The sequence below is a fragment of the Sphingobacterium griseoflavum genome (assembly GCF_014653155.1).
In the GTDB taxonomy this organism is placed as follows: Bacteria; Bacteroidota; Bacteroidia; order Sphingobacteriales; family Sphingobacteriaceae; genus Sphingobacterium; species Sphingobacterium griseoflavum.
The window spans coordinates 234,499-249,047 of sequence record NZ_BNAF01000005.1 but is presented as its reverse complement, the minus strand read 5'-3'; the positions used below and the strand labels follow the sequence as shown (position 1 = coordinate 249,047).

10 protein-coding genes are annotated in these 14,549 nt (G+C 48.2%); 7 read left to right on the top strand and 3 right to left on the bottom strand.

What is annotated here, in order from left to right:
- The first annotated feature begins 96 nt into the window (after positions 1 to 96).
- The 5 genes from IE165_RS08420 to IE165_RS08400 all read left to right on the top strand — a co-directional run bounded on the left by IE165_RS08420 (position 97) and on the right by IE165_RS08400 (position 5,743).
- The gene (locus IE165_RS08420; protein ID WP_189626162.1) at positions 97 to 1,311 is read left to right on the top strand and encodes an enolase C-terminal domain-like protein; all 1,215 of its coding nucleotides are present in this window, start codon (positions 97 to 99) and stop codon (positions 1,309 to 1,311) included.
- 105 nt (positions 1,312 to 1,416) lie between these two features.
- Positions 1,417 to 2,052: a Pr6Pr family membrane protein gene (locus IE165_RS08415; RefSeq protein WP_189626161.1), complete on the top strand. Its 636-nt coding sequence runs from the start codon at positions 1,417 to 1,419 to the stop codon at positions 2,050 to 2,052.
- Positions 2,053 to 2,150: 98 nt separating this feature from the next.
- Complete coding sequence (locus IE165_RS08410; RefSeq protein WP_189626160.1) at positions 2,151 to 2,513, top strand: hypothetical protein; 363 nt, start codon at positions 2,151 to 2,153, stop codon at positions 2,511 to 2,513.
- A 103-nt stretch (positions 2,514 to 2,616) separates the two neighbouring features.
- Positions 2,617 to 3,471: a DUF3347 domain-containing protein gene (locus IE165_RS08405; RefSeq protein ID WP_189626159.1), complete on the top strand. Its 855-nt coding sequence runs from the start codon at positions 2,617 to 2,619 to the stop codon at positions 3,469 to 3,471.
- Positions 3,472 to 3,481: 10 nt separating this feature from the next.
- A complete protein-coding gene (locus tag IE165_RS08400; RefSeq protein WP_189626158.1) occupies positions 3,482 to 5,743 on the top strand; it encodes a multicopper oxidase family protein in 2,262 nt (753 codons plus the stop codon).
- 93 nt (positions 5,744 to 5,836) lie between these two features.
- On the opposite strand, the gene IE165_RS08395 is transcribed toward IE165_RS08400, so the two are convergent.
- From IE165_RS08395 to IE165_RS08385, 3 genes are read right to left on the bottom strand one after another with little or no spacing between them, the layout of a single operon-like run.
- Positions 5,837 to 9,229 (bottom strand): 3-keto-alpha-glucoside-1,2-lyase-like domain-containing protein, encoded by a 3,393-nt coding sequence (locus tag IE165_RS08395; RefSeq protein ID WP_189626157.1) that lies wholly within the window; start codon positions 9,227 to 9,229, stop codon positions 5,837 to 5,839.
- Between the two features lie 12 nt (positions 9,230 to 9,241).
- Positions 9,242 to 10,510, bottom strand: a complete 1,269-nt coding sequence (locus IE165_RS08390; protein ID WP_189626156.1) for a Gfo/Idh/MocA family oxidoreductase — start codon at positions 10,508 to 10,510, stop codon at positions 9,242 to 9,244.
- Positions 10,511 to 10,544: 34 nt separating this feature from the next.
- Positions 10,545 to 11,303, bottom strand: a complete 759-nt coding sequence (locus IE165_RS08385; RefSeq protein WP_189626155.1) for a DeoR/GlpR family DNA-binding transcription regulator — start codon at positions 11,301 to 11,303, stop codon at positions 10,545 to 10,547.
- Between the two features lie 129 nt (positions 11,304 to 11,432).
- Here IE165_RS08385 and IE165_RS08380 point away from each other — a divergent pair, with 129 nt between their 5' ends.
- Together IE165_RS08380 and glpK are read left to right on the top strand one after the other, a co-directional pair.
- Complete coding sequence (locus IE165_RS08380; protein ID WP_189626154.1) at positions 11,433 to 12,992, top strand: glycerol-3-phosphate dehydrogenase/oxidase; 1,560 nt, start codon at positions 11,433 to 11,435, stop codon at positions 12,990 to 12,992.
- 33 nt (positions 12,993 to 13,025) lie between these two features.
- Entirely contained in the window at positions 13,026 to 14,525 is a 1,500-nt protein-coding gene (gene glpK, locus IE165_RS08375) for a glycerol kinase GlpK (RefSeq protein WP_189626153.1), read from the top strand.
- Positions 14,526 to 14,549 lie beyond the last annotated feature (24 nt).

Sequence of the window (14,549 nt, the reverse complement as noted above, 5' to 3'; positions counted from 1 at the left end):
TTTTCATCCAAAAATGTTATATTAGCAGGGACAGTTAAACGTTTTAGTGCTAATCTTGTGATCTATCGTCAACCGGATCACAAATATAAACCCATTATGAGGAGAAGAACATTCCTACAGGCCTTAAATCTAGGCATTGCATCGACCGCTTTAGCGCACACCAAACTGATGGGCATGCCCTTTGATTTGGACTTATCCGCAGCTCCTGATAAAGAGCTCGACTACCATCGAATAAAAGATATTCGTTTTTCTACGGTACAGTTAAATTATCCGAGACTCGTCGGCAAAAATGCGCGGTTGGACTTGCATGGACATGGGCCACAGGTAGACATCTGTGTACTGTACACCGATCGGGGTGCTATGGGCTGGGCATCGCTGCGCGGATCTCGCAGAGAGGCCGAACCTATTGCCAAGACCATGATCGGTAAAAAAATCGGCGAACTATTCCAACGGCAAATCGGTATTACAGATGCCCGGTATATACCGTTCGATATCGCTTTGCACGACCTCGCAGGCGTTATCCTGCAGAAGCCCGTGTATGCCTTGCTGGGGCAGGCGCAACCCATCATCAACGACTGCTACAGTGGTATGCTCTATTTTGACGACCTCGAACCGCGCGATAAGCCGGCGGGCATAGACAAGGTGCTGGAAGAATGTCGTGAGGATTACGCCATGGGCTATCGTCAATTTAAGCTGAAGATAGGACGTGGACATAAATGGATGCCCGCCGACGCCGGCTTGCAGCGCGACATCGATGTGACGAAGGCGGTAGCCAAAGCCTTTCCCGATTGCGAGATACTCGTGGATGGTAATAATGGTTTTACTGTGGATCGCTTTATCCAATATTTAAAAGGAATTTCCGGTGTCAAGCTTTTTTGGATCGAGGAGCCGTTTCACGAAACGGAAGCCGACTACCGCAAACTGCGCCAATGGCTAGGAAGCGAAGGGATAACAACGCTGTTGGCCGACGGGGAGGCCGACCCGAACCAGGAGCAGCTGCTGCAGCTCTTCGAGAAAAAGCTCTTGGATGTACACTTGACGGACATCGAGGGACTGGGCTTTACCAATTGGCGCAAGCTGATGCCTGAATTGAAACAGCTTGGCGTACAGGCATCACCCCATGCTTGGGGATCCCTACTCAAAACCTATTATACCGCTCATTTGGCTGGTGGACTGGGAAATACGGTCACCATTGAGGGCGTGAGCAGCACCTCTGACGACGTTGACTTATCGGGCTACAGTTTGCAAAAAGGAAAATTGATTCCAGCAAGTGGCCCGGGCTTCGGCATGAAACTGCTCAAAAAGGTGTAAAAACTAGCAACATATGCTGGCTGTCGACAACGTTTCCGACAGCCAGTATATATACAACTTATTGGAATTAACCGTACATTTAGCTATTATTCTATTTGTCGTTAAATGGCTTTCTCAAAAAAAATTGCTCGCTTAGGAGCGTGCATAACATGGTTTGCGCTCCTTGCTCAGTTTGTTATTATGCTGCTTCATCGGGAGGTTTTGTTGGTGGAGTCGCTGGTTCGCTTTTTCTCCTATTTCACGATCCTTACCAACATCTTGGTCGCGCTACATTTCACGGCAATCGGTTGGGCCAAACCAATGCGAGCCCTCAATTTTGTTTCAAACGACAGCGCTGCGACAGCAATCTGCACGTTCATCCTTACCGTGGGCATCGTCTACCAAACCGTCCTCAAAAACCTTTGGCAACCACAGGGCATACATTTTATAGTCGATCAGCTGTTGCACGGCATTATCCCTCTTTTTATGTTGGGGTATTGGCTACTTATTATCCGCAGTGGTAAAATAGAGCCCAGCCGCGTGTACCGCTGGCTATGCTACCCTATTCTATACCTACTATTTGCGCTTACCCGTGGTTATTTCTCCGGTTTCTACCCTTATCCTTTTCTGAATATCGAAGAAATCGGTTTCGGCACAACCTTAATCAATGTTGCCTTGATTTCCTTTGGTACTATCGTGATGCTAGCCTTGCTCATTACCCTAGGAAAGTGGATTCAAAAGAAAGGACTGAAAACACAATAGTCTGCGCTATCAAATTTAACGCCGATGTCAGATTTTCCCAGTCGCACTAGCTCACTATACAGCATATTACTAAAAATAACTACCTTTGTTTAACAAAGATGCTACAACGCTTGGTTTACATATGGATTGTGCTGCTAGGGATATCCTTTTATCCCTTAGACGCTGCCGCTTGCCAAGAAGCAGCGCACGAAGCATCCATGGCCTGCTGCGCAGGGCAACATACCGATGCAGATAACGAGAAAGATTGCTGCGCAAAAACAAAAAAGAATAGCCATCCCAACGATTGCGAACAAGATGCATCCTGCCATTGCCCCGTCATGAAGATGCCGATGCATATCGTTGCTTTTTCCGTGCGAGATCTTGACGTGGAAGTTCCTTCATTAAATCACGATGCCTCTCGTCCTGTACATATTCCACAATCGGGATTTACCCATATTTGGTTGCCGCCTAAAATAGCTTAAAATTAATATCGCCTAGCCATAGGTGCGTTCTGTTGTGTGCTAAATTAGCGAACACCAGAGATCGACATGTTATTTTATCCAATATTATTTTAAGCAAAAAACCATGAAATCATATACATTATTAGGTCTATTAGCCCTTTCAATATCCGTTAACGGCGCTATGGCGCAAATTAAAAACAGCAAATTGGTTACCGTGCAAATCAGCGGAAACTGCGGCATGTGCAAATCTACTATCGAGAAAGCAGGCGATGTAGCCAATGAATCCTTAGTCGTATGGAATAGTAAAACCGGCGAGGCGACCCTCACCTACGATAGCGACAAAACATCTGAAGAGGCCATCTTAAAACGCATTGCACTTGCCGGATACGACAATGAACGCTACTTGGCACCTGAGGAAACCTACGCCGCCCTACACAGCTGCTGCCAATATGATCGCACACTACAGGCCGAAGAAACAGGCAGCAAGCCAGCCGAGAACCAAAGCCAAGCAGATAGCGGTGAGCAGCATACCGCCCACGAAGCGACAGCGAGCAGTTCGATGAGCAGCTTTCTAACTCCCTATTTACGCCTAAAAGATGCCCTGATTGCAGGCGATAGCAAGGCCGCCAATGAAGCCACAAAGAAATTCGACCAAGCCCTGACCGCACTGCAGGCAGCGAACTTCAGCAAGGAAGAAAAAGCGGTATGGACTAGTGAACAAAAGAAACTGCAGCAAGCAACTGCAGGCATCACAGCAGGAAAATCCATTGACGCACAGCGTCAGGCATTCGACAAGCTGTCCCGTTCACTTTACACCGTACTCAAAGCTTCCGGTCCATCTGAAAAGCTATACTATCAGCATTGCCCGATGTATCAGGACGGCAAAGGCGCCTATTGGATAAGCCGTGATACAGGGATCAAAAACCCCTACTATGGAGCGCAGATGCTGAGCTGTGGAAAAACGGTAGAAACCCTCTAAACGTATCTCCATGTTATTACGTATTTATCGCGCAAGTTTTCTTGCGCTGTTGCTGCTCGCGCTCGGATTTTCTGTGCGGGGGCAGCAGACGGTTCGGTATGAACTTTACGTCCGCGATACCTTGGTTCACTTTGCGGGAAAAGAAAAGCGTGCCATAGCAGTCAACGGACAATTGCCCATGCCCACCTTAACGTTCACGGAAGGCGATACCGCAGAAATCGTTGTGCACAACCAGCTGCGGGAAAGCACCTCCCTGCATTGGCATGGCGTGTGGCTGCCCAACAAGGAAGACGGTGTACCCCATCTCACGCAGCAGCCCATTGCTGCCGGCGAAACGCATACCTACCGCTTCCCCATCATCCAAAATGGCAGCTACTGGTACCATAGCCATTCGGGATTACAGGAGCAAATTGGTATGTATGGCTCCATGGTTTTTCATAAGCGCGAGGACGACCCCAGCTTCAGAAAGGGCATCGATGATATCCCCAGCTTATCCTTGCTGCTAAGTGAATGGACCAACCTTCGTCCGCATACCGTAGATCGCATGCTGCATACCGGCAACGATTGGTTCAGCATCAAAAAAAATACGGTACAAAGCTATGCCGAGGCCATCCAAGCCAAACACTTCAAAACCAAAATCCGTAACGAGTGGAAGCGTATGGAAGCCATGGACGTCAGCGACGTATATTACGAAAAGTTTTTGATCAATGGCCTTGCCGAGCAGCAGCTAGCCTCGTTCAAAGCGGGCGATAAAGTCCGCCTACGCATAGCCAATGCCGGCGCATCCAGCTACTTTTGGCTTACCTATGCCGGCGGGAAGATCAGCGTTGTGGCCAACGATGGCAATGATGTGGAGCCAGTGGAGGTAGACCGCCTACTGATTGGCGTTTCCGAAACATACGATATCGTGCTCGATATTCCGGCGCAAAACACAGCCTACGAGCTGTTGGCCACGGCCGAAGACCGTACCGGCTCGGCCTCCTTTTTTTTCGGATCTGGTAGGCGGCAACTGACGGCACGCCTGCCCCGGCTGCAGTATTTCGAGGGCATGAAGATGATGAACGATATGATGAAGATGAACGGCGACATGCACGATATGGGCATGCAAATGAGCCTGCAGCAGATGGACATGAATGCCGTGATGTATCCCGAATTAAAAGACAAGCCCTCCACATCCGCAAGTGATGCGCATCATGCCGCAGCATCAAGCCCCCATGAAAAGCATGAGGCCCATGCACAACACGCGCCCCAACGAAAAGACAAGGTGACGCTAAACTACGGGATGCTACGCGCCACGAGCCCCACTGCGCTAGATAGCAGCGCAACCGTAAAAAATCTACGCTTCGAGCTTACCGGCAATATGAACCGCTATGTATGGAGCATGGACAACCGCGTGCTCTCCGAAACAGACAAGATACCGATCAAAAAAGGTGAAGTTCTACGCATTGTACTGTACAACAACTCCATGATGCGGCACCCCATGCACCTGCATGGTTTTGACTTCCGGGTGCTGAATAAAAATGGCGACTACGCACCACTGAAAAATGTCTTGGACATTATGCCGATGGAAACAGACACCATTGAATTCACTGCTAACCGAGACGGCGATTGGTTTTTCCATTGCCACATCCTTTACCATATGATGGCCGGCATGAACCGCGTATTTGCTGTGGGCGACTACCAAAACCCGTTGCTGGCCAACAGAGCAAAGGCATACACCACTTTGCAAAAGGAAAGCAACATGTGGCACTTCATGGCCGACAACGACTTTGCCAGTAACGGCAATGATGGATCGGCCATGCTGCAGAATGCGCGTTGGAGTATAGGAACAGAATGGCGACTGGGCTACAACAACATGCACGGTTACGAAGTCGAGACCCATGTAGGGCGCTATATCGGCAAGATGCAATGGTTGATGCCTTTTGTCGGCTTCGATTGGCGGTACCGCAAGCTGGGCATGGACCAGCACGAGACCAATATCTTCGGGCAGACCAATAAGAAAGACAGTCGGCAAGCGGTCAGCGTCGGGGCCATGTATACCCTACCGTTCCTGATCAACGTGCAGGCCGAGGTTTACCATGATGGTATCGTACGCTTAGCGCTTATGCGGGAAGACATTCCGATTTCTAGAAGATTGCGTGCTGGTTTTATGTGGAATACCGACCGCGAGTACATGGTCGGCCTGCGTTATATCTTCCACAAAAATATGGGTATCCGCACGCACTATGATAGCGACATGGGCTTTGGCGTAGGCTTAGCGGTAAATTACTAAGCAACGATTCTTACCATCAAAAAGAAAACGCCTCCATGCATGGGCGCAAGCTCATGCATGGAGACGTTTTTCCTGGTAGGATTTTAATGCCCCTTATAATCTTTTTATTCGGATATTACGTAAAAAGACTTCCGAGCCATGACCAAGAAATCCGATATGGCCTTGGGCATTTTTCAATCCTGGATGGTCTTTACCGTCCAATGTACCATTTTTTGATGCCTGCGCCAAGTCACCATCCAATATCACGACGCCATTGAGTGTTACCCGAATTTTGTCGCCTTTCAGGCGTATTTCCTGACTGTTCCATTCCCCTATGGGCTTCATGCCCGTACGCTTCGCCGGGATAATGCCATAGGCCGAGCCATGATATTGATATTCCTTCAGATTTTTATAGATATCCGCATCGTTATCCAAAATTTGGATCTCCGTGCCCACATAAGCAGCATCACCGTCTAATGGTGTGCGGATACCGACACCATTGTTTGCTCCCGGCGTCAATTTGAAATCAAAGCGATACACAAAGTCGCCATACTGCTCTTTGGTATATAGGTTTTTACCAAACTTTGCATCCGGATTTGCGCGTACAAAACCCTCGGGTGTAATCTCGTAAGCAGAAGTCTCTGTCCATTTATCCAAGTTTGTGCCATCAAACAACAGGTCGAATCCCTCCTTCTTTTCGGCTTCCGACAAGCTGTAGACCTCTTTTCTAGGAAGTTCCTTCAAGTAGATATCACGGTACCAAACCTGCGATCCGTGCGCCTGCAGCTCCAACTGTTCCGTTGGGAAGATCGTCTGGTTACGGTCCCAATAATTCTCCAAGGTCACACTATCCACCACGAGTTCGCCATTGAGCCATACCCATACCTTTTCGCCGCGCATGCGCACCTTGAAGGTATTCCATTCGCCCAGCGCGTTGTCGGCCACTTTCAACGGATCTTTCGGGTTTTTCTGATTGTTGTACAAGCCCCCCGATCCTACCTGAGCCCCTACATTTGTGCGCGATATATCCCATATTTGCACCTGCGGCGTGCCACGTAGGTAAATACCCGCATCAGGTTCCTTTCCGTTCGGATCCAATTTCCAATCCACCAAAAGATCAAAATCACCGTATTGCTTGACTGTTGCGATATTGTCGCCGTGTCCACTGAATACTAGGCTACCGTTCTCCGCTTTCCAACTTTGGCGCATCTGTTCATCGGCAATTTGCTGTTTTGCCGCCAATTCGCTGGCCGACATTGCAGACCGTTTGATAGGGTTTTCCACTAGTCCTTTCCATCCCGAAAGATCCTTCCCGTTGAACAAAGCAACGTAGCCCTCCGATTTCGGCATTTCGGCCAAGTGCCGCACGATAGCTTCCCGCAGGTACGAGCTTTCGCTTCCCGACAGGTTAGCCATCGCTTTTTCCAATATAGAGCGTACAGTGGCCCCTGTAAAATCCGCATTGTCCATCGCGATACTCATCGCGGTGTTCGTGGCGACACCCTTCAGTTCAGCATCATCAAGAAACTGGGCGGCGAAAATCATAGCTTGGTAAGTTTCCGTCTGTTGTAGGCTAGCCAGCACCAGTTTTTTCTGCGCTACATTGCGGGCTAATGCAAAAGCATCTTTCAAATATAGGGTCTTCTGCTCAGCGGTATGGGTACTTGCATTCACCTGTTTAACCAAACCGGCGAAAATTGCATCAAAAGCATCTCCTTTTTCTTCCCGAGAGAGGGTAATCAACGTAGGCAATACTTCCGGATTGGACCAAGTGGCCAAAGCCTCCTGCGCTTGCCTTCTCAAGCTCGCATTGGGCAGGTAATTCTTCACTGCCTGCAGTGCATCTGCACCGCCTATGCCCGCAAAAACCGGAAAGTAATTGGCGGCCGAAGGTGCTGCCGAACGGGAAATATTTGCCGCCAATCGCTGTACCTTGGCATCCCGATCTGTGCTGGACTGCAATACCGAAGTCAAGGCCTTTTGCAATGCCGGCGCATCCGTTGCCGGCGCTGCCGCAAGCAGTTGCACCACGGTGTCAAAGTCATCCGCTTGTACCACTGTCGGTAAAGCCTTCAAAGCCGCTTGCTTTACCTGCGGATCTGTCGAAGCAACCAAAGGCAAAACCACTTTGGAAGAGGCTGCATCCGTCCGTTTCGACAGGATATCCAACAACAGCAATTGCGTTTTCGCATCGGCGGATGACAATGCAGCATCGATCAGAGCCACCGTTTGCGGATCCCGACTGGAGAGTAACAGGCCCGAAATCGCCTGTGCAGTAGGCTCATCCGCTCCTTTTACGGATTGGATAAGAAAGGCTGCATTAGATTCCTTACCGAGCGACGATAAAGCCGTTAAGCCCGCAATTTTGGCTTGCGTATCCTTCATTTGAGGCAAGCTTGCCTGTAGGGCTGCCAAATCTGTTGCATCCCCTGTTTTTGCCAAATAGTTGAATATGCTTTCCTGCACCTCTGGCGAAGCCGTTTTTAGCATCGCAATGAGCTTCTTGTTGTCTGCAGGTGTCGCTTGCTCCCTCAATAATGACAAAGCACTGTTGCGATACAACGCATTGTCCGAGGTCGCCGCTTTCATCAGCTGTTTCTTTGCTTTTTGCGGATTCGCATCCATCAACAGACTGAGGGCACCCACCTGCAGCGTCGTCGCTTGTGCGCCAGTGGCTCCCTTCATAACGGCGTTGGCCACCGATAGCGCCAAGCGATCGTTACCTTCGCGCAACAGCTGCTGCGCATAGTCAAGCGTCAGTCCGCCAATATTTGTTTTGTCAAAGCTGTAGTTCACCGCCTTTAACTTGCTCAACAGCACAGGCGCGGATTTAGCACCACCGATCTTGCTCAGCGCGGTGTATACTGTGCGCTGAAAATTTTCGCTATCATAGCGGCCTAAGCTGGCAATGATCGCATCCTCGTCACTTTTCGAGCGCAAATCACCCAAGGCGGCTATCAATGCGGTCGTTGTCTTTTCCGAATCGGCTTTTTGCAGGGCATCAGACAGCGCTTTCGCAGATTCTGCTGTACGAATGCCATTTAAGGCGAGTGCTGCCTTGTCTACCAGGTCGCTGTCGCTAAGGTAGGGCACGATGGCGGCGATCGCTTCGTTTTTTGCAGCCTGCTTCAGCAATTGCAATACAAAAGCCTTGTGCTGCTTGTCCTGCAAGCGATCAAGCGCCTGAATCAGACCCTGCGAAAACTGGAGACGAGCCGTTTCTTTACGCGGCTGCATCACATAGAAGCCATAGGAATTCGCAGCATAGGTAATCGGAATATTTTCTGCACTATTGCCCTTCAGGCCCATCAACAAGTTCGTGATATCATCGGAAGTAAACGCCTCCAACTCATCCATTGCTGCAATAAACTTCACCTGTTCTTCGGCAGGTTGTTGTGCCAACACATCGGCAATCTTAGTGACTGATGTTCTATTGGATGGCTGCTGTGCGTAAGCTGCTCCTTGCAGGATAAGCAAAACGGACAACGTATTAAATACTTTTTTCATTTTCTCTGTTGGTTAGATAGTCCACGGTCCACGCATCGGTTGATTGATCAGTCTATTGGCTCCTTCGTCGTTCACGAATTCTTGTTTGTCGGAATCAAAGTGTAACGTACGGTTCAAACGTAAAGCAGCGAGACCTAAGTTGACCAACGTGGCCGAGTAATAGCCGTTCTGTTCATTCAAGGCAAACTTCTGCCGCGTCCGACAAGCTTCCACAAAGTCGGTGACCTGCGCAGCAGGTTCAGGGTATTGCGAAAGCTTGCGCTCCAAATCAGGTATATCCGAAACGAAACCTTTGTACAGCTTTCCTTTCGGGCCATCGATATAGGCCTGACCTTCTTCGGTGCCGGCACCATCCAAGATTATCTGGCAACCATCAGCATAGGTGTAGGTAATCTTGCGCCAAGTACCCACCGCATCAAAATGCTGCTGGGGAGCATCGACCTCAATCTTCACCGGACTTTCCTGATCCTTACCCAAAAAATACTGCACGGGATCCAAGTAATGCTGACCCATATCGCCAAGACCACCGCCATCATAATCCCAATATCCCCTGAATGTCGTGTGGACGCGATGTGTACTGTAGGGTTTATAAGGCGCTGGTCCCAGCCACATATCGTAGTCCAATTCCTTTGGAGCCTGTTCCACAGGAAGGTTCTCTTTTCCTACCCAGTAAAACTTCCAGTCAAAACCTGTATGCTTGCTGATTGTCACTTTTAGTGGCCAGCCCATCATGCCGGTATCCACCAATTTCTTAATTTTTTTTACCGGCACGTTCATGCCATAGAAGTTGGCATCAAAACGAAACCAAGTATTCAAGCGGAAGATATTGCCGTGTTGGGCAATGGCCTCCTTTACTTTCTTTCCTTCCCCTATTGTGCGCGTCATCGGCTTTTCGCACCATATATCTTTACCTGATCGTGCAGCTTCCACAGCCATGATGCCGTGCCAGTGGGGAGGCGTGGCAATGTGCACAATATCCACGGCTGGGTTTTGAATAAGCTCGCGGTAGTCATGATGCTCCTTAATTCCACCGCCTAGGTCCTTTTGGGCTATGGCTAAATGACGAGTATCCACGTCACATATGGCCACCGTCTTGGTTCCGGCATACGCAAAGTGCCCACGACCCATCGAGCCTACACCGATTACACCTTTAGTTAAATGGTCGCTGGGAGCCAAAAAACCGTTACCGCCCAAAACGTGCCTAGGCACAATGCTGAACGCCGCAGCTCCAATCAACGTCTTTTTTAAGAAATCACGTCTTGAAGTGTTGTTTTCTTTCATTTTCTAGTAGCTAGTATAAGATTATACTTTAAAGTTAACAAAATCTATAATCAATACCAAAATTGTCACAAAATTGTTGATATTTTACCGGGATAGCGTCGCTGATCAACATGTCTATTTTAGCTAAAGCAGCGATTTTTCCAAGGCTTTTTCGATCAAATTTGGAAGAGTCGGCCAGCACGATGACTTGATGGGCCGCCTCCATCATCTTACGGTTTAATAGTGCTTCTTGCGCATTGGTTGTTGTAATTCCAAAATCAGCATCGATACCATCGACACCCAAAAATAATTTTGAACAAAAAAAATCGGCCAATAATTCCTCCGCATAACTTCCCATGACAGAGGATGAAGTCTTGCGCACTGCCCCACCCAATTGAATGACCTCGACCTCCTCATGCTTAATCAGTTCCATCGTTACATTGATTGCCGAAGTAATAACGGTAAGCCCACCTTGCGGCACAATCTCTCTCGCAAAAAACTGCATTGTCGTTCCGGACGCAATAATAATAGAGTCGTTAGGCTCAACCAGCTTTGCCGCCTCCATCCCTATACGCTTTTTTGCGTCGGCATGCAACTGCACCTTCTCATTAATGGTTCGATCTTTTTGATAAGGATTTACGCCGGTAGCTCCTCCATGTGTGCGGGATAGCAACATCTCATCCTCCAAAAACTGCAGGTCTTTACGGATGGTGACAGACGAGACCTTCAACGCTTTACACAAATCTACTACCGCAACATGGCCTTCTTCGGCAATCCGGCGGATGATATATTGGTGCCGTTCTACATTGTTCATAGCGACAAGATACGTATTTCCAGCATAAGACGTCAATCGCTGATTAAATATTTCAAAAAGCTTCGTTTGTTTACGTTTTTTGTTAAATTTACACATAAAGAAAAATTAACGAAATATATCAGCATGAATATGACGAGAAACGAAGCCATAAAAAGCCTTTCAGCGGACAAATTATGGGATATTGTTGTCATCGGGGGTGGGGCAACAGGTTTGGGGATAGCTGTTGATGCTGCGTCGAGAGGTTACAAAACCCTATTGCTCGAGCAGTATGATTTCGCAAAGGGAACCTCCAGTAAAAGCACCAAGCTTGTTCATGGCGGTGTTCGGTATTTGGCTAATGGGGATTTAAAGCTAGTTTTTTCTGCATTAAAGGAGCGTGGACTAATTTTTAAAAACGCACCACACGTATCTGTCGTGCAAAGCTTCGTCATCCCTTCCTATTCATTTTTCAGCAAAATGAAATATCTGATCGGCTTAAAGATATACGATTGGATGGCTGGCAAACTGCGTATTGGAAAATCTACCTTACTGAATAAGACACAAGTGGTCGATAGTTTGCCGAAAATTAAGACAGCAGGTTTACAGGGAGGCATACGTTATTATGACGGACAATTTGACGATGCGCGACTGGCTATCAATTTGGCGCAGACAGCTCAAGAGCAAGGTGCAACCGTATTAAATTACAGCCAAGTAACGAGCATAATTAAGAATGCACAGGGCTATGTCAGTGGCCTACAGTTTGTCGACAATATCGGTGGAAAAACCTATCAGGTACATACAAAAGCAGTCGTGAATGCTACGGGCGTATTTGTCGACGATATCTTAAAGATGGACAGCATACACCACCAGAATTTGGTACGTCCCAGTCAAGGCTCCCATATCGTTATCGACAAAAGCTTTTTAGGCGATCATGACGCATTGATGATTCCTGAAACGAGCGACGGCCGTGTGCTTTTTGGTGTACCTTGGCATGATAAAGTGTTACTAGGAACCACAGATACACCGCTGAATGCCCACCAAATTGAGCCTCGCCCCTTAGAAGAAGAGCTGGACTTTATATTGGACACGGCGAAAGATTACCTCGTATCCCCCCCGACCAGAGCGGATATCAAAAGCATATTCGCCGGTCTCAGACCTTTAGCGGCACCTAAAAGTGGTGAGGGCAACAGTACAAAGGAAATTTCGCGAGATCACAAGTTGATAGAAAGCTCATCTGGGCTTATCACTATCACGGGCGGGAAATGGACTACCTATCGCAAGATGGGTGAAGAAACGGTTGATCTTGTTGCCAAAAAGCACCATTTGCCACCTGAGGCCTGCAAAACACATAAACTGCACCTGCACGGCTATAGTTTGGAAAAGCTGCCAGGACATTGGCAGGTATATGGATCAGATTTTGCTGCAATAAAGGAGCTGATGAGCAGCAACGAGGATCTTGCGCAGAAAATCCATCCAAAATACGATTTCCGTTTGGCAGAAGTGGTCTGGGCCGTGCAGAACGAGATGGCTTGTAAAGTCGAAGATTTTTTAGCCAGGCGCATCCGGTTATTGCTGTTGGATGCAGAAGCTTCGTGGGAGGCCGCGCCAGTAGTTGCCAGCACGATGGCTGCGCAGCTAGGTCATGACCAAGCTTGGATCGAAAAGGAACTCAGCACCTACAGAGAGCTCGTCGACAAATACAGCATTTAAATGAGATAATAAGTATTCTATAACCCGCAAAGCATGAAAAAAGAGTTTATTTTAGCATTGGACCAAGGCACCACCAGTTCACGAGCTATCCTATTTGATAAAGAGGGACAGATTGAAAATATTGCACAAAAGGAATTTACACAGATCTTTCCCAGATCGGGTTGGGTGGAGCATAATGCGAAAGAAATCTGGTCCACGCAGCTGGCCGTATTAACCGAGGTCATCGCGCAATCTAAAATAAAGCTGGATGAAATAAAAGCGATCGGCATCACCAATCAACGGGAAACGACGGTTGTATGGAACAAAAAGACCGGCGAACCAATTTACAATGCCATTGTGTGGCAAGATCGCCGTACGGCCGAATACTGCCAATCTATCGCTGCAAAAGGTTTAGACAAGCTTATACAGGAAAAGACAGGTTTGCTGATCGACTCGTATTTTTCTGCTTCAAAAATAAATTGGATACTGAACCATGTGGAAGGCGCGCGAAGTCTGGCGGAGCGAGGAGATCTTGCCTTTGGCACGATCGATACTTGGCTTGTTTATAATCTTACCGATGGAAAAAAACATATCACCGACGTCACCAATGCGTCGCGTACACTACTCTTCAACATCCACAGCTTAGAATGGGACAAAGAACTGCTCGATATATTTGACATTCCGGTATCTATGCTTCCCGAAGTTCGAAGTAGCTCCGAGGTATACGGCGAAACGAGCACCGAACTGGGCAGCCGCTCTATTCCGATTGCCGGGATCGCAGGCGATCAACAGGCCGCACTTTTTGGACAATTGTGCACGCAAGAGGGCATGGTAAAGAATACTTACGGCACGGGCTGCTTCATATTGATGAATATCGGAGACAAGCCCGTAATCTCAACCCATAAGCTGGTGACAACTGTAGCTTGGAAAATCGGCGAGCAGGTGCAATATGCACTAGAAGGAAGTATTTTTATTGGCGGTGCGGTGGTACAATGGCTAAGAGATGAGCTCGGCATTATCCGTCATGCGAGGGACATCGAGGACTTAGCATCGAAAGTTTCCGATACAGAAGGCGTATATCTGATCCCTGCATTTTCGGGATTAGGAGCGCCACATTGGAACGCAGAGGCTCGGGGTATCGTGGTGGGCCTATCCCGTGGTTCCAATGACAGTCATATCGCGCGCGCGGCGTTGGAAAGCATAGCGTATCAAACCTATGATATCCTCCAAGCCATGGAGAAAGACGCTCCATCTACTATAAAAGAACTACGTGTCGATGGAGGAGCGACTCAAAACGACTTCTTGATGCAATTCCAAGCAGATATTCTAAAAACCAATGTTGTGCGGCCAGCTATTACAGAAACTACCGCTCTTGGTGCGGCTTATTTAGCCGGATTGGCGGTTGGCTTTTGGGAAGATATCGGACAGCTGAAGCGTCTTTGGAAAGAAGACAAAACGTTCCGTTTCGATCCCAAGAAAAATCATGAATCCCAGCTTCACGAGTGGAAACGAGCCACAGAGACCGTTAAATTTTGGGCGAATTATAACGCTTAGTATACACACGATAAATTATACATT

Coding starts and splice junctions, on each gene's coding strand:
- IE165_RS08420 (WP_189626162.1), top strand. CDS start 97: ATGAGGAGAAGAACATTCCTACAGGCCTTAAATCTAGGCATTGCATCG.
- IE165_RS08415 (WP_189626161.1), top strand. CDS start 1,417: ATGGCTTTCTCAAAAAAAATTGCTCGCTTAGGAGCGTGCATAACATGG.
- IE165_RS08410 (WP_189626160.1), top strand. CDS start 2,151: ATGCTACAACGCTTGGTTTACATATGGATTGTGCTGCTAGGGATATCC.
- IE165_RS08405 (WP_189626159.1), top strand. CDS start 2,617: ATGAAATCATATACATTATTAGGTCTATTAGCCCTTTCAATATCCGTT.
- IE165_RS08400 (WP_189626158.1), top strand. CDS start 3,482: ATGTTATTACGTATTTATCGCGCAAGTTTTCTTGCGCTGTTGCTGCTC.
- IE165_RS08395 (WP_189626157.1), bottom strand. CDS start 9,229: ATGAAAAAAGTATTTAATACGTTGTCCGTTTTGCTTATCCTGCAAGGA.
- IE165_RS08390 (WP_189626156.1), bottom strand. CDS start 10,510: ATGAAAGAAAACAACACTTCAAGACGTGATTTCTTAAAAAAGACGTTG.
- IE165_RS08385 (WP_189626155.1), bottom strand. CDS start 11,303: ATGAACAATGTAGAACGGCACCAATATATCATCCGCCGGATTGCCGAA.
- IE165_RS08380 (WP_189626154.1), top strand. CDS start 11,433: ATGACGAGAAACGAAGCCATAAAAAGCCTTTCAGCGGACAAATTATGG.
- glpK (WP_189626153.1), top strand. CDS start 13,026: ATGAAAAAAGAGTTTATTTTAGCATTGGACCAAGGCACCACCAGTTCA.